This is a genomic window from Pseudomonas sp. HTZ2 (assembly GCF_033173945.1).
Taxonomy (GTDB): domain Bacteria; phylum Pseudomonadota; class Gammaproteobacteria; order Pseudomonadales; family Pseudomonadaceae; genus Aquipseudomonas; species Aquipseudomonas guariconensis.
On sequence record NZ_CP137332.1, the window covers coordinates 3,212,041 to 3,238,820 of the forward strand.

General features: G+C 59.9%; 30 protein-coding genes and 2 pseudogenes. 15 read left to right on the top strand and 17 right to left on the bottom strand.

Going from position 1 to position 26,780, the window contains the following annotated elements; genetic code table 11:
* Positions 1–78: 78 nt before the first annotated feature.
* Positions 79–333 carry a universal stress protein gene (locus R6G97_RS14880; RefSeq protein WP_317847164.1) on the bottom strand — a complete coding sequence of 85 codons (255 nt, stop codon included), beginning with the start codon at positions 331–333 and terminating at the stop codon, positions 79–81.
* Positions 334–972, bottom strand: a complete 639-nt coding sequence (locus R6G97_RS14885) for a universal stress protein (protein ID WP_317847165.1) — start codon at positions 970–972, stop codon at positions 334–336.
* Between the two features lie 162 nt (positions 973–1,134).
* Between R6G97_RS14885 and R6G97_RS14890 the strand changes: the two genes are divergently transcribed.
* Positions 1,135–2,031, top strand: a complete 897-nt coding sequence (locus R6G97_RS14890; RefSeq protein WP_070571233.1) for a universal stress protein — start codon at positions 1,135–1,137, stop codon at positions 2,029–2,031.
* Between the two features lie 35 nt (positions 2,032–2,066).
* A pseudogene (locus R6G97_RS14895) lies at positions 2,067–2,174 on the top strand (ribose-phosphate diphosphokinase); the annotation flags it as partial.
* 39 nt (positions 2,175–2,213) lie between these two features.
* Here the strand turns inward: R6G97_RS14895 and R6G97_RS14900 are convergent.
* Both R6G97_RS14900 and R6G97_RS14905 read right to left on the bottom strand, forming a co-directional pair.
* The gene (locus tag R6G97_RS14900; protein ID WP_317847166.1) at positions 2,214–4,496 is read right to left on the bottom strand and encodes a heavy metal translocating P-type ATPase; all 2,283 of its coding nucleotides are present in this window, start codon (positions 4,494–4,496) and stop codon (positions 2,214–2,216) included.
* A gap of 5 nt (positions 4,497–4,501) precedes the next feature.
* Positions 4,502–4,753 (bottom strand): Lpp/OprI family alanine-zipper lipoprotein, encoded by a 252-nt coding sequence (locus R6G97_RS14905; RefSeq protein ID WP_043209082.1) that lies wholly within the window; start codon positions 4,751–4,753, stop codon positions 4,502–4,504.
* Between the two features lie 292 nt (positions 4,754–5,045).
* Here R6G97_RS14905 and ftsH point away from each other — a divergent pair, with 292 nt between their 5' ends.
* From ftsH to R6G97_RS14920, 3 genes are read left to right on the top strand one after another with little or no spacing between them, the layout of a single operon-like run.
* Positions 5,046–6,887, top strand: a complete 1,842-nt coding sequence (ftsH, locus tag R6G97_RS14910) for an ATP-dependent zinc metalloprotease FtsH (protein WP_317847167.1) — start codon at positions 5,046–5,048, stop codon at positions 6,885–6,887.
* Positions 6,888–6,915: 28 nt separating this feature from the next.
* Positions 6,916–7,341 (top strand): potassium channel family protein, encoded by a 426-nt coding sequence (locus R6G97_RS14915; protein ID WP_043209039.1) that lies wholly within the window; start codon positions 6,916–6,918, stop codon positions 7,339–7,341.
* A 39-nt stretch (positions 7,342–7,380) separates the two neighbouring features.
* Positions 7,381–8,190, top strand: coding sequence for a hypothetical protein (locus R6G97_RS14920; RefSeq protein WP_317847168.1), 810 nt, complete (start codon positions 7,381–7,383; stop codon positions 8,188–8,190).
* On the opposite strand, the gene fnr is transcribed toward R6G97_RS14920, so the two are convergent.
* Positions 8,165–8,896 (bottom strand): fumarate/nitrate reduction transcriptional regulator Fnr, encoded by a 732-nt coding sequence (fnr, locus tag R6G97_RS14925; RefSeq protein WP_317847169.1) that lies wholly within the window; start codon positions 8,894–8,896, stop codon positions 8,165–8,167. The two genes, R6G97_RS14920 and fnr, sit on opposite strands and share 26 nt — an antisense overlap.
* A 320-nt stretch (positions 8,897–9,216) precedes the next feature.
* On the opposite strand from fnr, the gene R6G97_RS14930 reads away from it, so the two are divergent.
* Positions 9,217–9,786 carry a GNAT family N-acetyltransferase gene (locus tag R6G97_RS14930; RefSeq protein ID WP_253132316.1) on the top strand — a complete coding sequence of 190 codons (570 nt, stop codon included), beginning with the start codon at positions 9,217–9,219 and terminating at the stop codon, positions 9,784–9,786.
* 110 nt (positions 9,787–9,896) lie between these two features.
* Here R6G97_RS14930 and R6G97_RS14935 read toward each other — a convergent pair whose 3' ends face one another.
* The 4 genes from R6G97_RS14935 to R6G97_RS14950 are packed head-to-tail and all read right to left on the bottom strand — an operon-like array spanning position 9,897 to position 13,574.
* On the bottom strand, positions 9,897–10,571 hold the full coding sequence (locus tag R6G97_RS14935; RefSeq protein ID WP_253132230.1) for a phosphoribosyltransferase: 675 nt from the start codon (positions 10,569–10,571) through the stop codon (positions 9,897–9,899).
* Positions 10,572–10,625: 54 nt separating this feature from the next.
* Complete coding sequence (locus tag R6G97_RS14940; protein WP_232095256.1) at positions 10,626–11,234, bottom strand: hypothetical protein; 609 nt, start codon at positions 11,232–11,234, stop codon at positions 10,626–10,628.
* A 55-nt stretch (positions 11,235–11,289) separates the two neighbouring features.
* A complete protein-coding gene (locus R6G97_RS14945) occupies positions 11,290–12,657 on the bottom strand; it encodes an MBL fold metallo-hydrolase (protein WP_317847170.1) in 1,368 nt (455 codons plus the stop codon).
* Entirely contained in the window at positions 12,648–13,574 is a 927-nt protein-coding gene (locus tag R6G97_RS14950) for a universal stress protein (RefSeq protein ID WP_317847171.1), read from the bottom strand. Before R6G97_RS14950 ends, R6G97_RS14945 begins: the two co-directional genes overlap by 10 nt.
* Before the next feature lie 184 nt (positions 13,575–13,758).
* Between R6G97_RS14950 and R6G97_RS14955 the strand changes: the two genes are divergently transcribed.
* The gene (locus R6G97_RS14955; protein ID WP_090344855.1) at positions 13,759–14,307 is read left to right on the top strand and encodes a GNAT family N-acetyltransferase; all 549 of its coding nucleotides are present in this window, start codon (positions 13,759–13,761) and stop codon (positions 14,305–14,307) included.
* 26 nt (positions 14,308–14,333) lie between these two features.
* Here R6G97_RS14955 and R6G97_RS14960 read toward each other — a convergent pair whose 3' ends face one another.
* Entirely contained in the window at positions 14,334–15,257 is a 924-nt protein-coding gene (locus R6G97_RS14960; RefSeq protein ID WP_090344605.1) for a universal stress protein, read from the bottom strand.
* Positions 15,258–15,533: 276 nt separating this feature from the next.
* On the opposite strand from R6G97_RS14960, the gene R6G97_RS14965 reads away from it, so the two are divergent.
* Positions 15,534–15,782 (top strand): hypothetical protein, encoded by a 249-nt coding sequence (locus tag R6G97_RS14965; RefSeq protein ID WP_070571247.1) that lies wholly within the window; start codon positions 15,534–15,536, stop codon positions 15,780–15,782.
* A 1-nt stretch (position 15,783) separates the two neighbouring features.
* Positions 15,784–16,584 carry a helix-turn-helix domain-containing protein gene (locus R6G97_RS14970; RefSeq protein ID WP_102081460.1) on the top strand — a complete coding sequence of 267 codons (801 nt, stop codon included), beginning with the start codon at positions 15,784–15,786 and terminating at the stop codon, positions 16,582–16,584.
* Positions 16,585–16,687: 103 nt separating this feature from the next.
* Here R6G97_RS14970 and R6G97_RS14975 read toward each other — a convergent pair whose 3' ends face one another.
* Both R6G97_RS14975 and R6G97_RS14980 read right to left on the bottom strand, forming a co-directional pair.
* On the bottom strand, positions 16,688–17,107 hold the full coding sequence (locus tag R6G97_RS14975; protein WP_090344601.1) for a DUF6691 family protein: 420 nt from the start codon (positions 17,105–17,107) through the stop codon (positions 16,688–16,690).
* A 1-nt stretch (position 17,108) separates the two neighbouring features.
* Positions 17,109–17,546, bottom strand: coding sequence for a YeeE/YedE family protein (locus R6G97_RS14980; protein ID WP_090344599.1), 438 nt, complete (start codon positions 17,544–17,546; stop codon positions 17,109–17,111).
* Between the two features lie 92 nt (positions 17,547–17,638).
* On the opposite strand from R6G97_RS14980, the gene R6G97_RS14985 reads away from it, so the two are divergent.
* Entirely contained in the window at positions 17,639–18,469 is an 831-nt protein-coding gene (locus tag R6G97_RS14985) for an alpha/beta fold hydrolase (RefSeq protein WP_090344597.1), read from the top strand.
* A 150-nt stretch (positions 18,470–18,619) separates the two neighbouring features.
* On the opposite strand, the gene R6G97_RS14990 is transcribed toward R6G97_RS14985, so the two are convergent.
* On the bottom strand, positions 18,620–19,333 hold the full coding sequence (locus R6G97_RS14990) for a DUF72 domain-containing protein (RefSeq protein ID WP_317847172.1): 714 nt from the start codon (positions 19,331–19,333) through the stop codon (positions 18,620–18,622).
* 2 nt (positions 19,334–19,335) lie between these two features.
* The gene (locus R6G97_RS14995) at positions 19,336–19,656 is read right to left on the bottom strand and encodes a hypothetical protein (protein WP_317847173.1); all 321 of its coding nucleotides are present in this window, start codon (positions 19,654–19,656) and stop codon (positions 19,336–19,338) included.
* Positions 19,657–19,830: 174 nt separating this feature from the next.
* On the opposite strand from R6G97_RS14995, the gene hutC reads away from it, so the two are divergent.
* The 3 genes and pseudogenes from hutC to gmtX all read left to right on the top strand — a co-directional run bounded on the left by hutC (position 19,831) and on the right by gmtX (position 21,765).
* Entirely contained in the window at positions 19,831–20,583 is a 753-nt protein-coding gene (gene hutC / locus R6G97_RS15000; protein WP_043209069.1) for a histidine utilization repressor, read from the top strand.
* Between the two features lie 302 nt (positions 20,584–20,885).
* Positions 20,886–21,038: pseudogene (locus R6G97_RS15005) on the top strand (hypothetical protein); the annotation flags it as partial.
* 130 nt (positions 21,039–21,168) lie between these two features.
* Positions 21,169–21,765 (top strand): gamma-mobile-trio protein GmtX, encoded by a 597-nt coding sequence (gene gmtX, locus R6G97_RS15010; protein WP_317847174.1) that lies wholly within the window; start codon positions 21,169–21,171, stop codon positions 21,763–21,765.
* A 70-nt stretch (positions 21,766–21,835) separates the two neighbouring features.
* On the opposite strand, the gene R6G97_RS15015 is transcribed toward gmtX, so the two are convergent.
* Together R6G97_RS15015 and R6G97_RS15020 are read right to left on the bottom strand one after the other, a co-directional pair.
* Positions 21,836–22,312 carry a hypothetical protein gene (locus tag R6G97_RS15015; protein WP_232109049.1) on the bottom strand — a complete coding sequence of 159 codons (477 nt, stop codon included), beginning with the start codon at positions 22,310–22,312 and terminating at the stop codon, positions 21,836–21,838.
* Complete coding sequence (locus R6G97_RS15020) at positions 22,309–22,581, bottom strand: ECs_2282 family putative zinc-binding protein (protein WP_120125342.1); 273 nt, start codon at positions 22,579–22,581, stop codon at positions 22,309–22,311. The genes R6G97_RS15015 and R6G97_RS15020 overlap by 4 nt, the downstream gene beginning before the upstream one ends.
* A 933-nt stretch (positions 22,582–23,514) precedes the next feature.
* Between R6G97_RS15020 and R6G97_RS15025 the strand changes: the two genes are divergently transcribed.
* Positions 23,515–23,895, top strand: a complete 381-nt coding sequence (locus R6G97_RS15025; RefSeq protein WP_232109048.1) for a hypothetical protein — start codon at positions 23,515–23,517, stop codon at positions 23,893–23,895.
* Between the two features lie 241 nt (positions 23,896–24,136).
* On the opposite strand, the gene R6G97_RS15030 is transcribed toward R6G97_RS15025, so the two are convergent.
* Positions 24,137–25,027: a LysR family transcriptional regulator gene (locus tag R6G97_RS15030; protein WP_182374841.1), complete on the bottom strand. Its 891-nt coding sequence runs from the start codon at positions 25,025–25,027 to the stop codon at positions 24,137–24,139.
* A 245-nt stretch (positions 25,028–25,272) separates the two neighbouring features.
* Between R6G97_RS15030 and R6G97_RS15035 the strand changes: the two genes are divergently transcribed.
* On the top strand, positions 25,273–26,145 hold the full coding sequence (locus tag R6G97_RS15035; RefSeq protein WP_317847175.1) for a TauD/TfdA dioxygenase family protein: 873 nt from the start codon (positions 25,273–25,275) through the stop codon (positions 26,143–26,145).
* Positions 26,146–26,780: the final 635 nt, after the last annotated feature.

A 26,780-nucleotide genomic window follows, 5' to 3' on the forward strand; every position in this document is an offset into this window, starting at 1 on the left:
ATCGAGTGCCACGTTCCTCCCTATGAAGTCGACTTTTGTATTGAGCTGGTGCGCCATGGCCGTGCACATAGCACCGTGTCAGACCGCAGGTGTCGGCTTGACCGCCAGAATGCTGCAGGGGGCACTGCCGATGAGTCTTTCGGTGGTGTCCCCAATCAGTTTGGCCCAACGCTTGGGCTGCACCACGCCCACCACGACCACATCGATCATCAGCGAGCTGATATGCGCCTTGATGATGCGAAGTGGCGCCCCCTCGACGAAGTACCGATGCGAATAGGCAATACCGTGCGCATCGGCCAAGGTATCGAACGGTACCCGCAGTGACGCTCGCACCTACTGTGCCCATGGCTCGGCGAGCTCTGCATTGGCCAGCATGGCCATGGGCAGGTCGTAGGCCGACAACAGGTGCGCGTGCCCATTGCACTGGAGCGCCAGTTGCTGACCGGCCTCTATCAACCGGTGGTTGAGCACGTGCTGAGCAGGCTCGGGACTGGCCACATCCACGGCAATCAACACCTGGGCCGGCATGGCCGGCGCATTGACCGGCACGAACTGGAACAGCCCTTGGCAGGCATGCAACAACGCATAGTCGAGCGAGGCCTGCGCGATCTGCCCAAACATCGAGCTGGCGGGGCAATCCTTGATCACCAGGTCAGGTGCGAACTTCGCAATGTAGGCGGGGAGGAAATCACGCGGGTTGAGGGTCTGCACAGTCTCGAACGATGGATGGGGCCGGTGGGCGCACTGCTCGTCGAGCAACGCATTGAGCTCGGCATTGAAATGCACGAACGATGCTGTCGCTGCCGGGGGTTGCTGCAGTTCGTGGTGCAATCGCAGCTCCGTGGGCTCATAGACACCCAGCACATGCAACGCAGCGCCCGAAGCATCCGCCAACGCCAGCGCACGAAGCAAGGCGGCCGGACATGACTCGGGCTGGGTCATGATCAAGAGAATCCGGCGGTACGGGCTCATAGGCCACCTCCCGAGACGAGGGTCGACACTCGCAGCCCCGTCATTATCAGAGCAGGTGCTGGCGCAAGCTTGATAAAAATCAAGGCTTGAAAGGCCCGATACGTCACCCTTGGCCTGTACCGATGCGCCTTGCTCAAGGCTGCCATCGCCGAGGAGGCCATCATGACTACCTATTCGCGACTCCTGTTGATCTGCCATCCAGACCTGCACCCCTCGCCCGCCATGGCCCGCGCGCAAGCGCTGGCCAGTGGCACGGGGGCTACTCTGCACCTTGTGGTGTTGAGCCAACTGCCAAGCCGCTTGGCGACGCTGGACCAGGTACTGCGCAGCAATGCCCGCAAGCAGGACGCCGAGCATCGCAAGGCCTGGCTGGCTGAACAGGTCGCGGCGCTGGGGGCGCTCGGCATCACCGCCTACGCCGAAACCGTGGACGAAGACGATCCGCTGAAGGACTTGATTCACCTGGCCCAACTGCATCGTGTGGAAATGGTGATCAAGGACATCAAGCACGAAACCGCCCTGAGCCGCGCCCTGCTCACGCCACTAGATTGGCAGTTGCTGCGTCGTTGCCCGATCCCTCTACACCTGGTGGCCCATGCCGAGCCCACGCTGCCAACACGTGTCATTGCCGCTGTGGAACTGGCCGAGAACGGCCCAACGATCCAGAAACTCAACGATCGCATCTTGCAAGCGGCACACACCCTTGCGCAGCGCTGTAAAGCGCAACTGCACCTGCTTCAGGCATACGAACCCAGCCCCAGCTTCGTTGCCTATGCAGCCGCCCCTGTGGCCTGGACCGAGGCGCTGGTCGAGGAAATGACCGGCCGCGCACGCGAGCGTCTGGCAAAGCTGGGTGCCGACCAAAGCATTCGGCAGGATCACCTGCATCTGGTGCGCGGACCCGCCAGCAAAGTCGTCAGCGAGTTCGCCAATCAACAGGGTTTCGACGTGGTGGTGATGGGAACGCTCTACCATGAAGGGCGCACCAAGGTTGTCGGCAGCACCACCGAGCAGGCCCTGTACAAGGTCCAGTCCAGCATTCTGGCCATTCACGGTTGAATGCGGTGGCGCACCGTTTAGGCTTGATGCTGGCCAAGGCAGGGCTGAGGGGCGAGCATCTGATAGGTGACGTGGCCGGCAGAACCGTCATCGTTTTCGACGACCTGATCAGCACCGGTCAGACACTGCTGCGTGCCGAGCAATTGCAGGACACCTGATACAGCAACCGCTCACACCCAAGCTCAGCGTCGATCCAAGGAGCGATACAGCGCGTCCTCCTGGTCGAAGTGAAGCTTGGCCAGGGTGTCCAGACGAACAAGCTGTTGCTGTATCTCTTCAGCACTTGGAGCTCGCGTTGCCTGGCTGAAATCTTCGCTCATACGCGACAGCAGATGAATCAGGCGAAAGATTTCGCGATGGGTATGGCTCATGGTCGACAGTGGATCATCACCTGGCATGAAGCGGCTAAGCAGCGGGTAGAGCCGGCGTTCGTCATCGCGTTCGTGACGCTCCAGCAGGTTGTGCAGAGCAGCGACCAAGTTGCTCAAGTCGGCCTGTGCCTTGTCGAAAGGACGACTGGAAAAGTCGCGAGCCATCTGGCTCAGGTCCGTTAGCACCCCCTCCAGTTGCCGGTGCTCATCCTGGAGCCGATCGATCGCGGCGACGTCGATGCCGGCGCGCCGCCTACCGGGCCAGGGTCCCAATGCGCGCAGGGCATTGCCGATGATCAGCAGATCGATCCCTTCCTGCAGGATGGCGCCGAGCAAGGCCGGCAGATAGCCTGCCGCGGCGATGAGCATGGCCAGCAACGACAGGCTCATCCCGGCCCACACGCCTTGCCGCGCGATGTGCACGGCATGCCGGGCAATATCCAGTGCTTCGACCAGCCGGTCGAATCGGTCCACCAGCAGCACCACACCCGCCGCCTGTGCCGAAGCGGTGACGCCAGACGCCCCCATGGCCACGCCGACATCGGCAGCGGCCAGGGCTGGAGCATCATTGATGCCATCGCCGACCATCAGCGTTGGCTCGCGGCGGCAGCCTTCCTGCACCAGGCGCACCTTGTCCTCGGGCGTCAGGCCAGAATGCAGTTCGTCGATGCCCGCAGTCAGTGCGATTGCCTGTGCCGTTTCCAGACGATCCCCCGTCAGCATGACGATCTTTTCGATACCTCGGCTACGGAGCAAGCGCAGGCTCTGGGGTGCTTCCAGGCGCAGGTTGTCGGCCAGCCTGATCATCCCTTTGAGTTGACCGTCGATCGCGACAAAACTGCCACTGCTGGCCAGGTAATCCAGCTGCTGCAAGCGCGCCTGCGCCCAGGCATCGCTTTGCGCTTCGCCTTGCACATAGCCCACCGCTCCCAAGCGCACGGCATGCCCCTGTACGGTGCCGGCAAGCCCCTGCCCGGGAGTCTCCTGCACATCCTGAGGAGGTGTCAGCGACAAACCGCGCACGCGAGCGGCCTGGACAATGGCCTGGGCGATCGGGTGCGAAGAGGCCTGTGCCAGCGAGGCGGCCCACTGCAGAAGCTGCAGCGGCAGCCCTTCACCCTGGAGCTCGATCGATTGCATCTGGGCATGACCACCGGTCAAGGTACCGGTCTTGTCCAGAAAGACCTGCCGGATCCCGGCAAGCGCTTCCAGAACCTGGCCATCCCGCACGAGGATGTTGCGTCGCGCGGCCCTGGAAATACCGGAGATGATGGCGATGGGCACGGCCAATATGAGCGGACAGGGGGTGGCGACCACCAACACTGCGAGCACGCGATACACATCGCCACTGAGCCACCAGGCGGCCCCCGCGACCAGCAACGTCAGCGCAATGAAGCCCAAGGCGTAACGATCGGCCAAGCGAACGAAAGGCGCGCGAGATCGACGCGCCGTTTCGGCCAGACGTACGATGCCAGCATAGGTGCTCTGCGCTGCCGTGCGCGTGGCCAGTAACAGCACTGGCGCGCCGGTGTTGGTCACGCCACTGGCCAGAAGCTCACCGCAATAGCGTGTGACCGGCAAGGACTCGCCCGTGAGCGCAGCCTCATCCAGTATCACCTGATCGCTCAGCAGACGACCATCGACCGGCACCACCTCGCCCAGGCGCACCCATACGATTTGACCGGGCTGAACTTCGTCCACGGGTACTTCACGCAGCCCGTCGTTTTCTTGAATCCAGGCACGCTGGGGAGCCCGCTCGATCAAGGCCCGCAGTTCGCGCTCGGCGTGTTGCAGGCTGAGCGCCTCCAATGCACGCCCGGTCGCCAGCATCAGCGCGACCACCGCACCGACCAGCATCTGCTCCAGCCACAGCGCCGCCAGGATCGACACCAGGGCGATGAGATCGATGCCAGCTTCGCGCCTGGCCAGGCGCCTGGCGATCTCCACGGCCAGCACCAGGGCCATCACACTGCTGCCTCCCGCCCAGATCAGCGCCGCCCAGGCAGGCTGCTGCGCGGCATAGGCGACCCCGCCAAACAGCAAGGCCACTGCACTCACGAGCAACAGGCCCGGGTCCAGCCAACGACGTGACATGGCGGTTACTTCTGTTTGGCCTGCCGCTGCAACCGTTGGACCTCTTGCTGGGTCTGGGTCGCGATGCGCAGCGCCTGGTTGGCAGTCTGCTCGACCAGATCGATCCGGTAGCAGACCTCGTCAGCGCGCAGCCTTGCGGTGGCGGCGTTGTTCTCCGCCGACTCCAGGCGCGCATCGATTTCCTCGGCGCGCCAAGGACTGCAGCCTGAAACGGATACCAGCACGATCGACAACCCGATAAGCAGATAGCGTCGCATGTCCATGCCCTCGCAGGTGCCTAAGATGACTTGAGTATCCGTAGCGCATCGGGCAGCGGCCTGACATTTATCAAGCTCCTGCGGCGTGGGCAGCACGTCGATCTTGACCTTTGTCAATCGCGCCAGGCCATCGACGGGTAAAAACAAGGACTAAAGGCAATGGCGTCGTCACGCTTTCAGGGGGCGGTGCCCGGCGTGAGGAAGGTCGACGATTGTCTGCTGATCGCCTGAAGCGCTTCATAGAATGCGTGGCACGAGGCCCGTCCAGTGATCGTCTCGAGGAACTGCGGCCATGAATAAAGATCAGCCATCGAAACTGTATTACCTGGCGATCGCGATCGCGCTGCTCACCGCCCTGCTGTTCAGTCTGTTCGACCGCTCGGCTGTCGCAACCCTCCCTTACAGCCAGTTCCTGCAACTGCTCGAACAGCAAAAAGTCAGTGATCTGCAAATCAAGCGCAATCGTATCCAGGGCAGGCTGCAGGAACCCATCGATGGGCGCGAACGGTTTTCCACCGTCCGCGTCGATCCGGCGCTGTCGGCGCAGCTCAGCCAGTCCGGGGTCGCCTTCACCGGTCTGGCAGAAGACAACACGGTCGCGGACTTGGCGGGCTGGTTACTGCCGTTGATGGTCATGCTCGGCGCCTGGTTCTTCATCTTCCGTGGGTTTGGGGAAAAGCAGGGGCTGGGGGGCTTGATGAGTGTCGGCAAGTCCCGTGCGCGGGTCTATGCCCAGCGGGACATCAAGGTCACCTTCGCCGATGTTGCCGGGATCGATGACGTCAAGGATGAACTGATCGAAATCGTCTCGTTCCTGAAAAACCAGGCCTGGTACGCACGCCTGGGGGCCCACGTCCCCAAAGGCACCTTGCTGGTCGGTCCCCCCGGAACCGGCAAGACCTTGGTGGCCAAGGCAATCGCCGGAGAGGCGGGAGTCCCCTTCTTCTCGATCTCCGGATCGGAGTTCGTGGAAATGTTCGTGGGCGTGGGCACCGCCCGAGTGCGCGACCTGTTCGACCAGGCTCGACACGCGGCACCGTGCATCATTTTCATCGATGAGCTGGACGCCCTGGGCAAGATGCGCGGTATCGGCAACCTGGGTGGCAATGACGAGAAGGAGCAGACGCTGAACCAACTGCTGGCCGAACTGGACGGCTTCGATCCGCGCGAAGGCGTCGTGCTGCTGGCAGCCACCAATCGCCCCGAGGTGTTGGACCCGGCGTTGCTGCGCGCGGGACGATTCGACCGGCAGATCTTGATAGACCGGCCCGATCGCAAGGGCCGCCTGGCGATCCTGAAAGTGCACCTGCACAAGATCGTCTACAAGAACGACCTGGATTGCGAACGCATCGCCGATATCACGCCTGGCCTGACCGGCGCCGACCTGGCCAACCTGGTCAACGAGGCGGCCATCGTCGCCACCCGGCGCGCCAGTCAGTGGGTCGAACTGGAGGACTTCACCGAGGCGGTCGAGCGCCTGGTCGCTGGGGTAGAGCGCAAGAGCACCGTGCTGCGTGAAGACGAGCGCCAGGTCGTGGCGTATCACGAAATGGGCCATGCCCTGGCCGCCAGCAGCCTGCCGGCGATGGACCCGGTCCACAAGGTGTCGATCATCCCACGGGCCGCGGGCTCGCTGGGCTATACCCTGCAAAGGCCGACGGACGACCGCTTCCTGATCAGCGGGCAGATGCTCAGAGACCGTATCGTGGTGCTGATGGCAGGCCGTGCGGCCGAAAGCCTGGCATTCGGCCAGGTGTCCACCGGGGCCGCCGATGACCTGGGCCGCGCCACCGATATTGCCCGACAGCTGATCACCCGGTTCGGCATGAGCCCTGAATTGGGCCAGGCAGTGCTGGAGCGCCAGCAGGCCAGTTACCTTGGAGACGCCCTGTTGCGTCAGGAGCACAAGGATTACTCCGAGCAAACGGCGCGGGAAATCGACCTTGGCATTCGTGAGCTGCTCGAGCAGGCCTACAAGCGAGCCCAGGCATTGCTTGAGCAACGCCGTGCCGATCTGGACGCAGGCGCGCGCTTGCTGCTGGCCAAAGAAACCATCACGCCCGAGGAGTTTCCCGCCCTGCAGCCGCAGCTCAAGGAGCCTGTGGCATACCCATTGATCGGCACTGCAAAATAATCACCCGATTTCGGCCAGGGTGCCTGCCATGTTCACCGTCACGCTGATCAACACACTGGTCGTGATTCTTGTGGTGATCATTCACTACGAATGCCTTCTGCGCCTGAACGACTGGCTGCCACGGCTGAAGCTATGGAGCCGCTTCCGGATCGTGGTCGGTGTGTTCGGGGCGCTGCTAGCCCACGCATTGGAGGTGTGGTGCTTCGCCCTGGCCTACTACCTGATGGCCAATGCCGAAGGCTGGGGCTCGTTCAGTGGCAATTTCGACGGCACGTTCATGGACTGCGTGTACTTCTCCTTCACCACCTACACCACCATCGGCTTCGGCGACATCGCCCCCACGGGCAATCTCAAGTACCTCACAGGCCTGCAAGCGCTGACAGGCCTGGTGTTGATCACCTGGACGGCATCGTTCCTGTTCCTGGAGATGCAGAAGTACTGGAAGGCCAAGTAGCGATGCGTCATCGGCTGAAGGAAGCCCGAGGATGCCGGTTTGACCCTGATCAAAGTGCGCCTGTGGCAGAGGCCTAGCCTGAAGCAAGCACGTAACGCTTGCACGTTCGAGGCGCGTATGAGGCGGGAAGACAGCGGAGGTGTCCGGTTACTGGAAGTGTTACCGGGCCCAGGCATCCAGCAATGCTTGCGCCTGGAGCTGTGCGGCTCGCAGCTCACGGAAGCGATGCCGGGCCAGTACTGCCTGCTGGGCAGCCAAGGCGTTGACCTGTCATGCAGCTACGTCAGCCTGCCAGGCATGGCCAGGCGCTTCACCGTGACCACGCATCGCACCCAAGCATTGGGGCAGGCAGGTGATGTTCTCGATTACTCAGGGCCGCTGGGCAGCGCTTGGCCGATTCCGTTGCACAGTACGCGGCTGCTGGCGATCACCCGAGGAGAAGGGATCCTGGCGCTTTTTGGCTGCCTGGATGAAATCCTCTGCTGGCTGCCCTGGGTGCAGGTGCAACTGTCACACGAAGGCTTCCCCCACGATCAGCTACCCGATGATTGTCTCCACAGGCTCTCGACGCTGTCTCCCCTGCCCCGCAACAGCTGCAGCGGATGGGCGCAACTTGCAGATCAACTGACGCATTTCAAGCCCGACACCGTCTACTGCTGCGCGCCGGCGCACATCGCCCGCCAAGCCGCCCGCCTGTGCTGGCAACACGGCGTACCTGCACAGCGTATCTGGCTACGTACGGATCAAGTGGCGCCCCAAGCAGAGCGCTGGCGATCTGCGCTGGAAGGCCCGGTGCAACGCTATGACCGGGTGCTCGCGATGCTCAACCGGCCTCCTCCACCCGGGTGAGATTGACCAGGCTTTGCTGGTCGACAAGCCGGACTTCCCGACCGACGCATTCAATGAACCCTGCCTGGGTGAATCGGCTGAACAGCCGGCTGACGGTTTCAAGCGTCAGATCCAGGTAATTGGCAATGTCGCCTCGGGACATGGGCAGTCTGAACAGGTCGGTACGTAGGCCTCGCTGGTGATACCGAGCCGACATGCCCAGCAGGAATATCGCAAGGCGCTGGTCGGCACGCCCATGGCAGCAGCGCAGGTGTTCATCCTTGCCCTGGATCCCCAGGCTGAGCATGTGCAACAGCTGGTAGCGCAAGCCTGGAATCTGCCCCGACAGGTCAACCAGTTGATCGAGCTTGATCGAGCAGACCAGCGATATGTCCAGCGCCAGGGCGTAGCTTCGGTAATGACTGGCACCGATGGCATCCAGGCCCAGCATTTCCCCCGGCAGGATGAATCCGCTGACCCGCTCGTTGCCTTCGGCGTCGAGCAGGAAATTCTTGATGGCCCCTGAGCGCAGGGCAAACACGTGATCCATGGACTCATCGGCCTTGAACAGGTACTCGCCCTTCTTTAGCGGGCGATTCCGGCGCACGATGTGCTCGAGCTTGTCCACTTCGTCAGCACTGAGGCTGGCGGGCAGGCAAAGCCGGCTCAACGAGCACGCAAGGCACTTCACCTGGGGCCTTGCCCCCAAATCTTCAGAGCCTGACATGACGATGCCTCCGCTTTCTCATGCAGGGCATATATAAAAACTAGCTGCTTCGTCTGAGCCATGCGCCATGGCCGACCAAGGGTCATCTGCCTCCCTGCCTGAACCTGAGCAAGATCAAGACAAGCCCGCGAGCCCTCGTCATGCTCATGCGCCAGGCAATCGTTTCCGGTGACCCCAACGGTTACCTGAGCCGAGGATAGACCTCGACGCGAGCGGCTGCGATGACCGGCAACCGGGCACTTGATAACGATCAAGTCGATCAACGCCTGAACGTTGAAACTGAATCTCCATCGTCCTTTTTTGCAAACGAGGAAATTGCCATGGCTACCGCCGATATGACCCCTAAGCACACCGCACCCTCGTTCCCCGTGCCCTCCGGCGAGCACTGGATCGAAGCACTCGACAATGACACCCATGTGCTGATCAGGCCCTTGCAACCCAAGGACCGCCAGCGCGAAAAGGCCTTTATCGAACGGCTATCCCCAGAATCGCGTCATTTCCGCTTCCTGTGCCAGCTCAAAGAGCCTGGCGAGGCAATGCTCAACCAACTGATGGATGTCGACCAGGACCGGCACGCCGCCTATGTCGCGCTTGCCCACGTCGATGGCGAACTGCAGGAAGTGGGCATTTCCCGCTATGCCGCCTGCGAGAAGGACGACGAGTGCGAATGCGCGGTAACGGTCCTCGACAGCTGGCAGCATCACGGTCTGGGCCGTCTGCTGCTCAAACATCTGATCGACCATGCCCGCAGCAGAGGCCTGCGAGCGATGTATTCGATCGATGCCGCCTCTAACGTAGCGATGCGTGATCTTGCTAAAGCGGCGGGGTTCACCACGACCCGTGATCCGGATGACGCCAGCCAAGTCATCCATCGCCTCTCGCTGGTCTGAAACGGTGTCGCGGCGGCCCTTCAGGGCCGCCCTCAGCTATCCATCTGGGGGATGACGTTGATGAACGCACCTTCGAACAGCTTGCAGGAGAAACTCTACGACCGGCAGTCTCACGTTGACTCACGCAAGCTTGCCTTGTGCATGAGCGCCAGGACTTCTTCGTCGGTGGTCTGGGGAAAATCCAGGTACCAATAGCCGACTGAGACCATCCGCTCCGGCACCAGCGGGCAAATGACCTGATCCACCTTTGTGCACAGGGCGTCGAGCGTATCCGGGGGCGAGACCGGCACCGCAACCACGATGCGCGAAGGCGCCTGTGCCCGCACCGCTTGAACGGCGGCCATCATCGAGGCGCCTGTGGCCAGGCCGTCGTCGATAAGGATTACCACTTGGTCCTTGAGCTGCAGCGGTGGGCGATTGCCCCGGTATTTCTTTTCCCGTCGCAGCAGTTCCTGGGTTTCCTGGTCCAGCACAGTTTGGAAACGGGTGCGGTCGATGGGATACGCCCAGAGCGCATCGTCATTGAGAATGCGGATGCCCCCGCTGGCAATGGCGCCCATGGCGTACTCCGGATGCGAAGGCAGGCCGAGCTTGCGCACCACCAGCAGGTCCAGGCGAAGCCCGAGGGCCGTGGCAACTTCATACGCCACTGGCACACCACCACGGGGCAATGCGAGCACGATCGCATCAGGCCTGTTGGTGTATTCACGCAGCGGCTCCACCAGGGCTCGACCGGCTTCGGTGCGGTTCGCAAAGGTAGTCTGCCGTGCAAGATCCTGAGTCATGGGAGCCTCCTGCGTCGCGACGGACGCCTGTTGATTCGATCGCCTATCGCGCCTCTAGGGCATCGCCTCGGCGGCCTCTTCGGGCAGCAAGTCGAACTGCGCCAGACAGCGCCGCTCATCCGCCGGCGTCAAGGCTTTGAGGGTGCTCGCTTGCTGCAACGGTGTCTCGAACAACGCCAGTCGGATCACGCCATTGCGGTCCAGAAAGGTCTGCGCCAGGCATGAGCACACCGGCCTGCCCACCAGAGTGGCGAGAGGCTCGTCCTCGGGCGCCTGCACCTGGGCCTGCAAGTTGGCCTGGCATCTATCCACGATACGCTCCACGGAGCGGCCTGCCAGCCAGAGCGTGCTGGCGCCGAGCACAGCCAAGAGCACCAGCACGCCCAGCAGCACATTCGACTCCCGGGCTACCGCCCGGATGAAGGCGAGCCTGGCCTGCCAGCCGGTGGTCTGCCCTTCGAAAATGGCTTTGCCCACCGTGCGCCTCACGCCGCGCTGCACGGCCCATCCCAACGCGATACTCAAGACCAGTAATGCCAACAAGACCGCGGGATCACGCATCGGCAGACGCCAGGACGGGCCCAACGCCTGGTACGCAGAGGCGGCCACCACCCAGGTGACGATGGCCATGACCCAACCCAGACTACCCCTTGGCCGCTGCATCCATGCTTTGAGTTTTGCCCTTGCTTGTGTATCCATGACAGCCTCCCGCGCCTGGCTAGCGCACAGGGTCTATGGCAACGGTTTCCTGATGTTCGGGTACGCAGACCTGCCATCCGAGTTCGAGGCTGATACGCCGGCGCAAGGTGTCGGCCGCGTGCGGCTCGCCATGGATGACATAGGTCTGGCGAGGCGGTCGGGCGAACCCGCGCAACCACTCCATGATTTCGTCAGCATCGGCATGCGCCGAAAGATTCTCCATCGCGTACACCTGCGCCCTGATGGACACATCTTCGCCATGCACGCGCACGCTGTGCGCGCCGGCGACGATATCGGCGCCGCGTGTACCACCGGCCTGGAAGCCCGAAAACAGGATGCTGTTGCGGGGATTGGGCGCCAGCGCCTTGAGGTGATGCAGTACCCGCCCGCCGGTCGCCATGCCGCTGGCGGCAATGATCACCGCCGGCTCGCGCAGCTGGTCCAGGCGCCGAGACTCATCGACGGTGCGGATGATGTGTGTGCCCCTGCACATCGCAGCGCACTCCGCCGGTGACAGGCGGTGCTCGCCCCTGAACTGCTGGTACAGGACGGTGGCATCGGTCGCCATCGGGCTGTTGAGATAGACCGGAATGTTCGGTATCAGCCCGTCGCGTTTGAGCTTGTACAGGTAGTACATCAGTAGCTGGGCTCGGCCCACGGCGAAGGATGGCACCAAGGTGATGCCATGGCGCAGGAGCGTCTGGTTGATGACCTGGGCCAGGTACTGCTCGGTGGATTCGTCAGGATGCTTGCGATCCCCGTAGGTGGACTCCACCAGCAGTACATCTGCCGTCCTGACCAGTTCGGGCGCGTGCATGATCGGGTCCTGCGGGCGCCCCAGGTCGCCGGAAAACAGCAATCGCTGGCCGTCGGCGGTGATCTGCACGGTCGCAGCGCCCAAGATATGCCCGGCCGTACGCAACAGAAGCTCCATGCCCTCGGCAACCACGGTACTGTGGTGCAACTCTACCGGGCGAAACAGCGCCAGTGCGCGCTTGGCATCCTGCTCGGTATAGAGCGGGCGCGCCGGTGAATGCTTGGAATAGCCATGCCGGTTGGCGTGCTCGGCCTGCTCTTCCTGCAACCGGGCGCTGTCGAGCAAAAGAATCTCGGCCAAAGCGCAGGTGGCCGGCGTCGCATAGATCGGCCCGCAATACCCTTCGCGTGCCAACACCGGGAGGTACCCGCTGTGATCGAGGTGAGCGTGGGTCAGCACCACGGCATCGAGCGCACGCAGGGGGGCGGGCAAAGGCTCCCAGTTGCGCAGGCGCAACTGCTTGTAGCCCTGGAACAGCCCGCAGTCGATCAGCACGCGGGTGCTGTCGCGGGTCAACAGGAATTTGCTGCCGGTCACGGTGCCGGTACCGCCTAGGAAGGTCAGTTGCATGGCTGCGGCTCCCAGGTCTGGATCACATGGGGATGAACCGCCAGCACACTGCAAGGCGGTCGGCTGACGATGCGTTCAGTGGTATCGCCCAGCAGCTTGTCCAATCCCTTGGGCTGCACGACGCCGATGACCACCACGTCCGTATCCAGCACGGCCACCTGCTCGCGAATGACCTGCACAGGCCCACCTTCCTTGAAAAGCCGACGATCCTGGGGGACGCCTTCGGCATCGGCCAGGGTGTCGAAAGGCTCTTGGAGGGCGCTGCGCATTTCGTCGATCCACGCCTGGGTCACATTCATGTCCGAGGCAAACACCCCCGCCAGGTTGTACGCCGACAGCAGGTGCAGCTGCGCATCGCACTGCAGGGCCAGCGCTTGCGCGGCCTGGACCAGCCCGTGATTGAACAGCGCCTGGGCCTCAGGGGTATCGCTGAAGGCGGTGTCCACGGCAACCATGATGCGTTTGGGCAGCGACACCGCCGCCGTTGGCACGAATAGCACCATTCCCTTGAACCCACGCATCAGCGCGCAGTCCAGCGGCGTGCCGAACAGCCGCGCCAGGGCCGGCAACGCTTCGCTGTCCTTGATGACCATGTCAGGTTGCATTTCGCACAGGTAATCGATGGCCTGGCTGCGAATGTCTTCGGCATGAAGGCTGTCGACCGTCAACGCGACACCGCTGGCCCGGTGCCGGTCGACCAGCTGCGCGAGGCGCTCGCGGTAGTGGATGAACTGGCGCTTGATATCCACCTCGTTCAGTCGCTCCTCCCGCAGCAGGTGCTCTTCAGTGGGTTCGAACAGCCCCAGTACATGCACGCTGGCACCGCTGACATGGGCCAAGGCAAGCGCCCTGCGCAGGGCTGAGGAATGCGGATCGATGTCGGTAAGCAGCACCAGCAGTTGTCGATACTGACCCATGGCGGACCTCCGGGCTTGCACGGCAGGAGTAGGGATGCAATTGATCTTCGGTAATCAGCCCCCTCGCCGCTTGATGCAGATCAGAAAACCGCTTGTCCCGCATGAACTTGACGATTGTCAGAACCGGACCGGCCCACCGCGGTACAACGGTTCGCAGGGTATCGACCGGATCATCGGAGGCGACATGAACAAGCAACCCGTCAAGCAGCTGGACGTGGAGGAACATTGGGTGGAGCATCTTGCGGATGACGCTGTCGTACTGATCCGCCCACTGCGCGATGAAGATCATGAACGGGACAAGCGCTTTCTCAGCACGATCACTTATGAGTCACGGCGCTTTCGCTTCATCGCCGGGCTCAGCAGCGGCTTGCCCAACCTGGATGCACGGCTGATGCCGGTGGACTACCACCGGTGCATGGCATACGTGGCACTTGCGCATGAGGACGGCCAACTCAGACAGGTCGGCGTGAGCCGCTATGCAGGGATTCCCGGCAGCCACAATTGCGAATGCGCAGTCGCAGTCAGCGAACCATGGCAACGCAAGGGCCTGGGCAGGTTGCTGCTCAAGCACCTGATCGACGCGGCCCGGCGCAATGGCTATCACTGCATGGTGTCCAGGGATCTGGCAAACAACTATGCCATGCACCGACTGACCAAGGCGCTGGGCTTCACCTCACGTTACCTGGGGGGCGATGTCAGCGAGATCCTCCACGAGCTGGATCTCAGAACCTGAAACAAGGCCCTTGCGGGCCTTGGATGTCAGCCTCGGGAGCGCTCCGGCGAGATCACCAGCACGCTGCTATCGAGCCGGTGCAGCACCCGCTCTGCCGTACTGCCAATGAACCAGCCAATACCATGATGGTGATAGCTGCCCATCACCAGCACGTCGGTGTCGTTGTTCTGCATGTACAACGCCAGGCCCTTGGCCGGATCGCCGACGCGCATGTGACGGTGCTCGGCGGCGATACCATTGCGCTCGGCCAGCGCCTGGAACGCCTCGCTCTGGGCTTCGTGAAGGGTCTTGAGCTGGCTCGAGTCGAAGAGGAACGAGTGCTCGCGGCCACCACCGGCGTCAACATACATCGAGCCCAGGTCATAGACGTACAGCAGGTCGATCTGGGCGTTGCATTGCAATGCCAGCTTGAGCGCTTCACTGATGATCTGGTCGTTGAGTCCCTCGACCTGATCTTCGGGCCGGGACAGGTCCACCGCCGCCAGTATCTTGCGTGGCAGCGCATGACTGGCCTTGTTCACCAGATGCAGGGGAATGCTGGTTTCGCGCAGCAGCTGGATGTCCAGCGAGGTGAACATCGCGCGTACCCACCACGGCTCGTGCTCGAGCGCCTTGATGAGCATGGCGAATTTCTGCTCGCGCAGATGCACCAGGATCTCGTCCAGCGGATTCTGGACCCACACCACCTCGGTGGTGACCGTCACGCCATTGCGTCGCATCGACAGTGCCTGGGTTTCCAGCCACTCACGGTGTTGGCGCACATACCCATCGCGCATGACGGCAAGGGCCTGGTCGTTGACCATCCCCGCGGTGGCAAGCCCTTCGAGATAGTCGAAGGCCACGATGTGCAGGGGCATGCCCTTGGCCTTGGCCAGCGCGGCGGCTCGGTCATAGACCGGCGTGCGACGCATCAAGGGCGACACGATGAGCAAGAGTCGTTGATTGTCCATGACACACCTCTGCGGTTGGGGAAGCGTGCCTCGATCATCTGCTACCGGCGCCTGCCCGACTTGATGTTTATCAACTCGAACGGCTCAGACAAACGGCTGCCACGGCGAACCAAGAACTTGACACGGATCAAAGCTCCAAAGCATTTACGGCGCACGCTAACCCCACAGCCACAGCAATCGTGCAATGCCCCCCTGGTCTTCAGGGCCGTCGGCAGGACGCCATCGCACTACGAATCGATACGCAAGTCCTTGCTCACGCGCGCTCTGGAGGTTCCGATGAACGTCTATATCGAGGTAAACGCCGATCAGCACCGCTGGTGTGTCCACATGGACCAATGGCACGTTGGCTTCAGAACGCCGGATGAGGCCGAACAGTTCGTCGAACGACTCACCGCCCGGCTCAACGCCCCCCATTCGCTGGACATGCTCGCCGACAGCCCAATCTGGAACCAGATGGCGGGCAGGCATGCGCAGCTGTCCGCCAAGGCAATGCCATCGCTCGGGCGATGCGTGAAGGAGGCCTGAAATGACCAGTCAGATCAGGGTCCGGATGCTTGACCAGCCCATCCCCTCAGCCAAGGCGACCCCCATCCACCTCAAGCCGCTAGCGTCCCCGTGCCAGGAATGCCGGGTCAGCGGGCTGTGCCTGCCAACCGGCCTGCCGGTAAGCGACAGTAGTTGCCTGGGCAGCTTGGTGGGCCCACGCATACGCATCAAGAAAGGCGCTGCGCTGTTCAATGCCAATGCACCGTTGGATACCCTCTACGCCGTGCGCTGCGGCAGTTTCAAGACAAGCCTGAACAATGCCGAAGGCTTGGGTGTGGTGATCAATTTCTGGATGCCAGGCGATGTGCTAGGGCTCGACGCCATTGCCACTGAATTTCATGTGTGTGACGCCATCGCCCTTGAAGACAGCGAAGTCTGCCCTATTCCCTACCGGCGGTTGCAATCGCTGGCTCGAAACTTTCCCGTCCTGCAGCAAAGCCTGAATCGCTTGATGAGCCGGGAAATCGTACGCGAGCACGAACGTGTGCTGATGCTGTGCAACCTCAGTGCCGAGGAGCGGCTTGCCAGTTTCCTGCTGGGCTTGTCCAAGCGCTTCGTCAGCCGGGGCTATTCCGCTCATGGCTTCATGCTACGCATGTCGCGGGAAGACATGGCCTCCTACCTGGGACTGCGCCTGGAAACGATCTGCCGGTCGGTCGCCCGCTTGCGTGCCCTGGGTATCGCCGACTTGCACGGCCGCCTCGTGGAGATTCTGGACATGCCAGCACTGATGGCCCTGGAACAGGGCTGCAGCGATGCCCAGCGTCCTGCCATCACCTAGGACGTTCGCCATTACGTCTTGGACTACCTGAACATGGCTCTGGCCGTTGTCGCTCGACACGATATGGGTAGGCCTGCGGCAAGGTACAGGTTTAATCCGCCCATCAATGACGACGATGCGTTTCGATCCATTGGAACAGCGCCATACCGGCGAGCATCGCGACAACGAACAACCAAGCCTGCCAATACCCGGCCGGTAGCAGGACCAGCGCCGGCCCAGGGCAGACACCCGCCAGCCCCCATCCGACGCCAAACAGCAGACTGCCCCCGACCAGCCGGCGGTCCACATCACGCCGGTCTGGCAGTTGCATCTTGCCGCCCAGCACCGCCACGCCATGCCGGCGTGCCCAGGCCATGGGCAGCAGCGCCACACCGATAGCGCCCACCATCACCAATCCCAGGGAGGGATCCCACTGCCCGGCAAGGTCGAGAAACCCAAGCACCTTGGCAGGATTGGCCATACCCGCCAGTAACAACCCCATGCCGAACAGAACCCCTGCGATAAAGCCACTGATACGGGACATGTCAGCTTCCTTGTAGAAGATGTCGAACGACAAAGACCGTGAGGAAGCCCGTTGCCATGAAGCACAGCGTTGCCACCAGTGAACGGGGTGACAGTCGAGAAATACCGCAAACACCATGGCCACTGGTGCAGCCACTGCCATAGCGCGTGCCCAAGCCGACCAGCAGGCCGGCCGTTGCCAGTACCCACGGGGCCGAAGCGAAGTGCGCGGGTGGCAGCGTCGAGAACAGCATCCATAACAGCGGCGCCGCCAGCAGGCCCAGGAGAAACGCGAATTTCTCGCCACGCCCCTCAGCCCGACGCTGAAACACCGAGCTGAGCAAACCGCTGATTCCCGCAATGCGTCCGTTGGCGACCACGAACAGGCCGGCCCCCAGCCCAATCAGTGCGCCGCCGGCCAAGGCCGACCAGGGTGTGAAGGCCATCCAATCAATTGTCATCGCATCCTCCGCGAGCGAGTCGAGCCCAATCTCAATTTTAATCCTACAGTTGATGGGCAGTGCCGAACTTCACCTACACAGGAGATGCAAGCATGGGATACGTCACAACCAAAGACGGCGTTGAGATCTTCTACAAGGACTGGGGCCCCCGCGATGCGCAGGTCATCCATTTCCACCATGGCTGGCCGCTCAGTGCCGATGACTGGGATGCCCAGATGCTGTTCTTCCTGGCCCAAGGGTTTCGTGTGGTGGCGCACGACCGCCGCGGCCATGGTCGCTCGAGCCAGGTATGGGATGGCCATGACATGGACCACTATGCCGATGATGTGGCTGCGGTGGTCGATCACCTTGGTACCCATGGCGCCGTTCATATCGGCCACTCCACAGGTGGCGGCGAGGTCGTGCACTATATTGCCCGCCATGGGCAGGATCGCGTGTCCAAGGCGGTCATCATCAGCGCGGTGCCGCCGTTGATGGTCAAGACCGACGCCAACCCAGGCGGCCTGCCCAAATCGGTCTTCGACGACCTGCAGGCCCAACTTGCCGCCAACCGCGCGCAGTTCTACCACGACGTCCCCGCAGGCCCGTTCTACGGCTACAACCGCCCGGGCGCGAAGCCTTCGCAAGGCATCATCCTCAACTGGTGGCGCCAGGGCATGATGGGCGGCGCCAAAGCTCACTACGATGGCATCGTTGCGTTCTCGCAAACCGATTTCACCGAAGACCTCAAGCGCATCACCCTTCCCGTTCTGGTGATGCACGGTGACGATGACCAGATCGTGCCCTATGAGAACGCCGGCGTGCTCTCGGCCAAGCTGCTGCAGAACAGTACGCTGAAGCTCTATGCCGGCTACCCTCATGGGATGCCGACCACCCACGCCGAGACGATCAACGCTGACCTGCTGGCCTTCATACGCGGCTAGGCTGGTGCATGTTCCGTTGCGCCCTGTGGGAGCGACTCCACCCGCGAACTTCGGCAACACCGGTGCCAGCGACCGAGTCGCATGCTTCGCGGGTGGATTTCCATCGACAGGTACGGGGTGGCCCGAAGCCCGGCCATGCACCTTGATGCCTCAGCACAGAAAGCCCTGAAGCGTCAGCGCATTGCTCAATGCCGCACCCGACGCGGTGTTGTCGAATATGCACCAGGTAGGTATCCCGGCTGCACGGCTACGCTGCAACTGTTCGGCCAAGCTTTGCAGGTAGGCCGTGGGATATTCGCTGTGGTAGATCCGCGGCTCACCATGAAGGCGCCAATAGACCAGCCCTGGCCAACCACCAGGGCGGGCATCGGTCTCAAAGCGTGAGGGATTGGCGGCTACTTGCGCGATCTGCAGGTCGATCAACAGCGGCTGTGCCAACTGCCAGCTAACGTGCCTGGGCTCGAGCGCTATCGATCCGCTGTACCGCTCACGCAAGGCTTCGAAGAAACGTCCGGCACTGCCAACGTCGTACCTCAGCGAGGGCGGCAATTGCACCAACAAGCAACCCAAGCGGCTGCCTAATTGCCCGCATTGCCCCAGGAACTCATCGAGGACCTCAGTGCATCCTTGCAGGCGCTGGTCATGAGTGATGATCTTGGGAAGTTTCACCGCGAAGCGAAAGTCTTCCGGCACGGACGATGCCCAGCGTGCGTATGTGCCAGGCCGGTGGGGGCGATAGAACGAGCTGTTGATTTCCACTGCGTTCAATCGCGCGGCGTATCGCTGCAGGTGGCTGCCAGACTGCACGAACTCATCGGCGTACTCGCGTGGCAAGCTCCAACCCGCACACCCCAGATGAATCATTCCTACCTTCCTGTATTAGACCTCGCTGCAAGGCCGGACCGCCCCACTTGCGCCTCCTCGCCTTGGACGGCCAACTGCCTGGCATGGCCCACCCCCCACATCAAGGCCCGAGTCATGGTCTCGCCGGGGCGCTGGTCGTATATCTGTTCACACACCACATTGCCGTCCGCGTCGTAGACACCGATGAACAGCTGTGTCGCCCCGGTGCGCGACAAGCGCGTCTGCACGTCGAGGCAGGTGCCATCGTCGAGGGTCTGCTCATGGGTTTGATGATGCAGGATCGGATCGCACCATTGTCGGTACGTCTCGCCTCTCTTTTTCATGGGATGCCCCTTGCTGTGTTGTCTTACATAGAGCACCGGGTTTGCCCAACTGATCGAAATCAATTCGCGGCACCGGACAGCCGGCTTGGCCGATCCTGTCGTTCATAGCAAGCGCCTTGAAGTAAAGGGTAAACTGGTGCCCGTTCGCCCCCACTTATCACCCAGGAAAAGACAGTGCCCCACTCTTCTGACGATCGTGCATCTTTGGCCGCTTTCGCTCTGGAAAGCCCTGCCCCGCTCTATGCAAGAGTCAAAGACATCATCCTTCAGCAGATCCGTACCGGCGTCTGGGGACCGAACTTCAAGCTGCCCTCCGAGAGCGAGCTGTTCAATCAACTCGGCGTCAGCCGGATGACCATCAATCGGGCGTTGCGCGAACTCACCATCGAAGGCGTGCTGGTGCGCCTGCAAGGCGTAGGTACTTTCGTGGCGGAACTCAAAGGCCATGCCGCGCTTTTCCAGATACACGACATCGCCGAAGAGATCACCAAGCGTGGTCATCAGCATCGCAGCGACGTGGTGCTGCTTGAGGCACTTGCAGGTAAAACGCCGGCCTCGCTGCCCTTCTCTCTGGATGAGGTCCAGGACCTGTTCCACTCCGTGCTGGTGCATTACGAAAACGATATTCCGGTGCAAATCGAAGAACGTTTCGTCAATGCCGACATCGCACCCGATTATCTCCAGCAGGACTTCACCCGGATCACGCCCTTCGCCTATCTGATGCAGCTCGCGCCACTGACCGAGGCCGAGCACATGGTGGAGGCCATCCATGCAACACCAGCTGAGTGCAAGCTGCTGCACATCAAACGCACCGATCCTTGTCTTCTCATCCGGCGTCGTAGCTGGTCTGGCAAACGGCAAGTGGGCTGCGCTCGGCTGATCTATCCAGGCTCCCGTTATCGCCTGGAAGGCCGTTTCGGCCAGTAATTTCGTTCAAGGATGACCATCGACTGGAACCGGTCGATGGTATTTCGCTTTGAGTTTGATCAAAAATTTTTGACCTTTCGTCGCCGCTTCGCGCCCCGCCCCGTCATATAGACAGCATTTCCTGAAACGCAACCAACTGAAAAATATAGCTATTTTTCTTTCGCTTGGCGGCTGAATCCATTCTGCCGGGTGTACGAGGATCGGTACGCCCCACGTTGTATATACAGGTTGATATATGGTTGTATGTATATGAGCGCATACGACACTCCCGACACCACAATCACAAAAAAAAGGAAACCGCCATGACAGCTTCCCGATTCCGCGACACTGAAATCCGCGCCCCGCGTGGCAACAAGCTGACCGCCAAGAGCTGGCTGACCGAAGCGCCGCTGCGCATGTTGATGAACAACCTCGACCCTCAGGTCGCCGAGAATCCGAAGGAGCTGGTGGTCTACGCTTTCTCGGTCACTTGCTTGACCGCTTCGATCTTGAATTCTTCGGGGTAACGCTGACGACTCATGGCACCTCCTATTTGGGCCTCATTATGAGGCTTGGAGGTGTCTACGAAACCAGGGGCGATTCAAAATGACACCTGAGGAAATGCTCGCCTTGCTGTGCGAGAAGAACCCGAGGCAGCGAGCTTCGCTTGAAGCGATCTATGAGGTTTGCCAGGAAATCGTGACGGACAAAAGTACTGATTTCTCCTACGCCAATGTTGCAAGGCTCGGGGAGTCGAGAAAGGTGCCGAGGGCGCAGAGCATCTCCAACAGCACTGGTGATAACTACAAGGCGCTCATTAGATGCTTCGCCAATTCTTCAGCCAGTCGCAAAAGGCCCAAGCGACCACGTCGCGGGGATGCATGGGCCGACGAGATTCAGGATCCGCAATTGCGGTTGATGGTTCAGCAGACCCTCGTCGAGCTAGCTGAGACTCAGGCTGCTCTTAAAAAAATTCACCCCCCTGGAAAGGTGATCCGGATTGACGACCGCGCGGGCAATGCACCAGACTTTAAGCTCAATTCCTTAGAGCGGCGTGCGCTTGAGTACTTACGCTCAAAAGACTTCTTGAATGATTTCAAGCTACAGCAGGGCGACTTGGGGGATGTGATCGACCAGAGGGGTAGGGCCGTTTTCAAGCCTGGCACTCTGGATGCGCTTGAGAAGGTGCTGAAGCTTCTCTGAAGCCACTTATGCGATCACCTCCATCAGCGCAATCACTCGATTGAGAGTGATTGCCTACAGCTGCAATTATTCACAAGGTAGCCCACAATTCCTTCGCCGCCCTGCCAGCCCGCCCATCCTCCCACTCAAGCTTTACCAGGTGCTTTGACCTTGTACCCATATGAACGGCTGCGATTAGCTCAACCGACTGGTGCACGTCGAGCAGTTGAAGCGGAAATTTGCTTTCAATGTCGCTCTCAAGGATGACCTCATTGCCTTCAGGGAAGTCAATCGTTACGTGGTGTGCAGGGGCTTTTCCTTTGTTGAAGACCTTTAGCCGGTATTTGCTATTGCCCAGCTTCAGGAAGGTCGCCCCTAGGTCGGCCTGCTTGTCCAGCTCTACACCAGCGGTCTCTTTGTTCAGGAGCAGCTCATTCAGCTGCGCTTGGCTCTTGATGACCTCTTGCTGACGGTTGTTGAACTGAACGGTTTTGAATGTGGCGTACACGGAAAAAAGCAGAGCCAGGGTGGCGATGATGTCTCCGGATTCGAAGGTGACATTGATCATTTGAGCTTGAATCCTTTGCTGCCCTTGAACGCTTTCTGAAGACGCTTACGCAGATCGTCGGCTACTGCCTTCGAGATCTCTTTCTTGATCTCTCCAAGATGCGCCTGGATGTTCTCCTCGTTCTCGCGGTGCAAGTCTTCCCTTGTGATCACGCGCTCACAACCAGTGCACGTCACGCTGTAACTTTCGGGCGATTCGCTTTCGAACTTCGTGCCGGCGCAGGTAGGGCAGTGGAGGGGGATCGTGCGGGAGTGCTTGTCCAGATTCATGCCATAGCCTCTGTGAAGTCGTTTCGCTTAGATTAGCCCATCATGGAAGAGCTTTCTGTGACTGAGAATTGTTCGGGATACAGGCTTGCTGCCTGAATTTGGATGGTAGGCGGGAGGGGGCAGCAGGCCGACGCACTATGGCCCGTGGCCGCTTGTCCATCCTGGCAAACCTCTCCATCATCATGGGCTCTCGATCAAGGGGCTCATCACATGGAAATGACTTCGCTGAGGCTGCTCCACCGCAGCATGATTTCGATTGGCAGCGACATGCAGCAATTTTTGGTGAGAACTGGAGCGGCGAGTTTCGACTGCCTTTTCTCCACGCGGGACACGCCCTTTGTACTTACGCTTACTGCCCGAGGGAAAGCGCGAGGGTTTTTCCGGTTCGATGTCCTGGCAGGCTATCGGATTCGTGATTTCTTGGGCGATATGTACGGGACCTGTTGGAGGTTCTCAAGGAAGACGGTACTAGCGGGCAACGTCTGATCTCCAAGGAGTTCCTGGCTCAACTCAACGATGCCATACCCACCAAGGCCACGGAGAAAGCGCATCCAGCCCCTCCGGACATCGTGCGCTTGCGACCGGACATCATCGAGGACAGGGAAAAGCCTTTCTTCAACTGCTGGTCATACTGGACGCAGGGCCAGAAACCTTGTGCTGAGAATCAGCACAAAACCCTGCTTCTCCTGGGCCCTGATGCCTTGCGCCACAGCCAGGAGCGCAGCGCGTCCTCTCGTTGGAGCTCTACCGATACGGGCGGATCTTGGACTAAAGATCTTTCGAAATAGCCAGTCAAGCTGCCGGGCGTTGGGCTGGTACCTATTGGTGATGGAAAGAACTTCCAATAGGTACCGAGCGCTCTCGCTTGAGGCGATAGCCTATGAGCACTTCTTTCAATCAGGTATAGGCGTCAGCGCGGATGGGGAAACCCATATGAACAAGGCCCTGAAGGCGGCATGGGATGACACGGGGGATCTTGGCCATTGGGAGGCTAATCGCCGATTCGCAGTCACGTTCGTAGTGCCTACCATCCCGTTGAGCGAGGTACGGATTGGAACGGGCAAGCGAGTTTTGATTTGTCCCGATAAGGTCAAGGCCTCGCTGAGTCGCTGGCTTACAGATGATCCGTATTTCCCAGGTTGGTCATTGAAACCCACCCAGTTCGCATACATTTTCCCGAAGCTGGGAAGCCCAGACTACGTTGATGACCAACGTTACTTCCCCGGCATCGTTGTGATCTTTGATGAGCGACTCAGGGCAAATCAAATCCGCAGGCCAACTGAGGCCTCTGCTGTGACGGTCGCGCTGGCTTGATGCAGGCGCGAAGGTTCGCTCCAGAGCTGGTTGCCTGCCTTCGTGCATTATTTTATTACGATGAAGATCTACATAATTGGCAATGCGTCAACTTTGAATGTTATAATGGATGTATAAATTGCTATCTCTACTAAGTTGTCGTGGCATTGCCGGCTCGTCATGGGATTGAGTTGGGAAGGCGGATTGTCGCTTGGAACTTATCCAGCTGGTAAGTTTGTCGCCTCAATGCCAGAGGCGCCAGTCAAGTGTCGCCGTCGATGAGCGATCGACATATCTCAATGATGCTGTCCCGGTTGACCGTTGGATCATCCACACTCCACGCCAGGCCTAGTCCGATATGTCGTTCTAGGCCCTCAACCTCGCGCAGCTCAAAATTTTGACCGGGAATGGATTTAACCCACTCTGGAACAAACCCCACCCCAATCCCAGCCGTTATCATCGCCAGCATTGCTTGAGTGTCATTACAGCTATAAATCACTTGCTGGTTCAGGTCGTATTTCTCGAACTCTTCGGGGAAATTGTCATCCGTCTGAGATTTATATGCTCTAGAGAACGCGATTATTTTCTGCTTTCGCAAATCCTCAGGTGTGACGAAACTCTTGCTGCTCAAAGGGTTTTCGCGCGCGATCGCTAGAAGATATTTTTCGCGATGAATGGACTGCCATCGAAGAGAGCCGATATTTTCAACGGGACGAATGAAACCGAGATTGATGTTGCCGCGCTCAATTTCCCTCACGATACCTACTGTGTTCCCGTTATGAATATGGATCCGAGCCTCAGGGAAGCGTTGATTGATTCTCGCGACGAAGTTGGGGAGCACACCGAACGTCGCAGGGTAAATGGTACCGATAGTGATCTGATGGAGGTCTTGACCCGCGACCGCCTGGGTAGCAAGGCACGTGCGGTCGATGTCCCGAAGGATGTTGATACACCGTGAATTGAAGATCATCCCGGCGTCTGTGAGCTGCACACGGCGGGTTGACCGTATCAGTAGCGAAACGCCGAGCTGCCTCTCAAGCGCTTGAATCTGGGCCGTTACTGCAGGTTGGGCTATCTGCAGTCGGGCAGCGGCACGGCCAAAATGCAGTTCTTCTGCAACGACTACGAATGTCTTGATCTGACGTAGATCCATCGGATGCTCCCGTTTAGCTGCCTTGATTTATAGGGGTGAGCCATGGATGTCAAATAGATTGATCAGATTAATGGATGAGTGGGCGCTATCTCTGCCCGCGTTAGCTCAAAAGCTTTGCGTAGGGGGCGACTGACTGATTGATAAGCCAAGGCTATTAATGCTCGCTGATTATTATTGGAAATCAAGTTGAACGCGGCTGTAGCTTAGGCACAGATCGTAACCTTCAGCTGGTGAGGAACAAGAACATGCTGACCAAAAACAAGATCACGGCAGTCTCGAATGGCAGTGACGTCTGCGCGGACATCGTGGGCTTTGACTTCGACGACTACGATGCTCAGGATGTGGCCGAAGTACGAAAAATCTGGCTCCAGTACGGTGTTGTGCGTTTCCGCGATATCGACATTACCGACGAGCAGCACATCAAGTTCTCTCACCACTTCGGGGAAGCTGTTATTCACCCGAAACAGCTGCAAGAGGGCGCTCATCCAACGCAAAAAGAAATTTTGGTTATTGCTAACACTACCAAAGACGGTAAGCCATCGGGTGCTCTGGGTAACAGCGAAGCGACCTGGCACACCGATACTTGGTTCTACGAGCGTCCACCAGCTGGAGCACTGCTGCGCTCCATTGCACTTCCGCCCACTGGCGGCGACACCTATTGGGTATCGATGTATCAGGCTTACGAGACCCTGCCGTCCTATCTACTGGACGCAGTCAAAGGCCGGCAGATCTTCTTCCAGAGCGTTTATGACGCGGCGGGAGGTCTGCGACTGAACAAGCAGGTGCCTAAGTCCGATGACATCCGTGAGTGGCCAGGGATCGTGCATCCGCTCGTTCGGGTACATGGTGACAGTGGTCGACAAGCTCTGTATCTGGGTGCAAAGGGTGTACGTGAGCAGGATTCCTGGATCGTAGGGCTGCCTATGGATGAAAGCAACGATCTCGTAGCTCAACTGTGGGAGCACACGCTGAAAGGAGAGATATTCGTTCAGCAGTGGCGTCTTGGCGATATGGTTATGTGGGATAACCGCTGCACCATGCACCGTCGCGACTCTTTTAGTCCTGAGCATATCCGTGTTATGCATCGCACTACCACTGCAGGCGAGCGCCCGGTGTAACTGATAAAGCAACCCTCAAGGAAGCGCCTTGAAGGTGAGTGAATTGGCTAGCCAGAATTTGGCTAGCCAATCATCGATGCCAAAAATTAAGTCGGCAATATCGCTTCATACCGTTAAGCAAGACAAAATCCCCATCTCGAATATTCCATTCAGTGACAGATCGCCTAAACCATGCGGCTGCTGTTGCTCGCTAGAGACGTCTGCGCTCCTGGTAGATGTCATTTCCTCTCGCTCTACATCTTATTCCAAATCTTAATTGCCCTGTACCGGTGTTCGGCTTGTGCTAATTCAGTGCATAGTACGAATTCATACATCATGGGTTAGGTAAAACCCTTAGATGTCTCTCCACGAGAATGGCTGTGAGTCGCCAGATGTCGGCTGAGAGTAACATTCCTACTCACCACAACGGCACACGGTGCATCGAAAAAGTACGCATTGATACGGCTGGCTACGTTAGCTGATCTCATGGTATAGCTTTAAAACATTGTGTCATGCCCATTGGTAATAGCTTGGCGCAAGTTGACGCCATAGAGTCCAGTAAATAAAGGTGCTGTCCGTTTGCTGGCATTGTTCTTGCTCCAGTATTGCGTGCGGATCAGAGTATTAATAGGGAAATTAAAATCCACGATGGATTG

Bases quoted from the DNA above. Each gene is read 5' to 3' on its own strand.
- R6G97_RS14960 (WP_090344605.1), bottom strand. From the start codon at position 15,257: ATGGACAATCAACGACTCTTGCTCATCGTGTCGCCCTTGATGCGTCGC.
- R6G97_RS14885 (WP_317847165.1), bottom strand. From the start codon at position 972: ATGAGCCCGTACCGCCGGATTCTCTTGATCATGACCCAGCCCGAGTCA.
- R6G97_RS14965 (WP_070571247.1), top strand. From the start codon at position 15,534: ATGAACGTCTATATCGAGGTAAACGCCGATCAGCACCGCTGGTGTGTC.
- R6G97_RS14995 (WP_317847173.1), bottom strand. From the start codon at position 19,656: ATGAAAAAGAGAGGCGAGACGTACCGACAATGGTGCGATCCGATCCTG.
- R6G97_RS14905 (WP_043209082.1), bottom strand. From the start codon at position 4,753: ATGCGACGCTATCTGCTTATCGGGTTGTCGATCGTGCTGGTATCCGTT.
- R6G97_RS15030 (WP_182374841.1), bottom strand. From the start codon at position 25,027: ATGGATCTACGTCAGATCAAGACATTCGTAGTCGTTGCAGAAGAACTG.
- R6G97_RS14950 (WP_317847171.1), bottom strand. From the start codon at position 13,574: ATGGGTCAGTATCGACAACTGCTGGTGCTGCTTACCGACATCGATCCG.
- R6G97_RS14975 (WP_090344601.1), bottom strand. From the start codon at position 17,107: ATGTCCCGTATCAGTGGCTTTATCGCAGGGGTTCTGTTCGGCATGGGG.
- R6G97_RS14990 (WP_317847172.1), bottom strand. From the start codon at position 19,333: ATGATTCATCTGGGGTGTGCGGGTTGGAGCTTGCCACGCGAGTACGCC.
- R6G97_RS14935 (WP_253132230.1), bottom strand. From the start codon at position 10,571: ATGACTCAGGATCTTGCACGGCAGACTACCTTTGCGAACCGCACCGAA.
- fnr (WP_317847169.1), bottom strand. From the start codon at position 8,896: ATGTCAGGCTCTGAAGATTTGGGGGCAAGGCCCCAGGTGAAGTGCCTT.
- gmtX (WP_317847174.1), top strand. From the start codon at position 21,169: ATGACACCTGAGGAAATGCTCGCCTTGCTGTGCGAGAAGAACCCGAGG.
- ftsH (WP_317847167.1), top strand. From the start codon at position 5,046: ATGAATAAAGATCAGCCATCGAAACTGTATTACCTGGCGATCGCGATC.
- R6G97_RS14890 (WP_070571233.1), top strand. From the start codon at position 1,135: ATGACTACCTATTCGCGACTCCTGTTGATCTGCCATCCAGACCTGCAC.
- R6G97_RS14915 (WP_043209039.1), top strand. From the start codon at position 6,916: ATGTTCACCGTCACGCTGATCAACACACTGGTCGTGATTCTTGTGGTG.
- R6G97_RS14985 (WP_090344597.1), top strand. From the start codon at position 17,639: ATGGGATACGTCACAACCAAAGACGGCGTTGAGATCTTCTACAAGGAC.
- R6G97_RS15020 (WP_120125342.1), bottom strand. From the start codon at position 22,581: ATGAATCTGGACAAGCACTCCCGCACGATCCCCCTCCACTGCCCTACC.
- R6G97_RS15035 (WP_317847175.1), top strand. From the start codon at position 25,273: ATGCTGACCAAAAACAAGATCACGGCAGTCTCGAATGGCAGTGACGTC.
- R6G97_RS15025 (WP_232109048.1), top strand. From the start codon at position 23,515: ATGAACAAGGCCCTGAAGGCGGCATGGGATGACACGGGGGATCTTGGC.
- R6G97_RS14940 (WP_232095256.1), bottom strand. From the start codon at position 11,234: ATGCAGCGGCCAAGGGGTAGTCTGGGTTGGGTCATGGCCATCGTCACC.
- R6G97_RS14970 (WP_102081460.1), top strand. From the start codon at position 15,784: ATGACCAGTCAGATCAGGGTCCGGATGCTTGACCAGCCCATCCCCTCA.
- R6G97_RS14945 (WP_317847170.1), bottom strand. From the start codon at position 12,657: ATGCAACTGACCTTCCTAGGCGGTACCGGCACCGTGACCGGCAGCAAA.
- R6G97_RS14980 (WP_090344599.1), bottom strand. From the start codon at position 17,546: ATGACAATTGATTGGATGGCCTTCACACCCTGGTCGGCCTTGGCCGGC.
- R6G97_RS14955 (WP_090344855.1), top strand. From the start codon at position 13,759: ATGAACAAGCAACCCGTCAAGCAGCTGGACGTGGAGGAACATTGGGTG.
- R6G97_RS15015 (WP_232109049.1), bottom strand. From the start codon at position 22,312: ATGATCAATGTCACCTTCGAATCCGGAGACATCATCGCCACCCTGGCT.
- R6G97_RS14900 (WP_317847166.1), bottom strand. From the start codon at position 4,496: ATGTCACGTCGTTGGCTGGACCCGGGCCTGTTGCTCGTGAGTGCAGTG.
- R6G97_RS14930 (WP_253132316.1), top strand. From the start codon at position 9,217: ATGGCTACCGCCGATATGACCCCTAAGCACACCGCACCCTCGTTCCCC.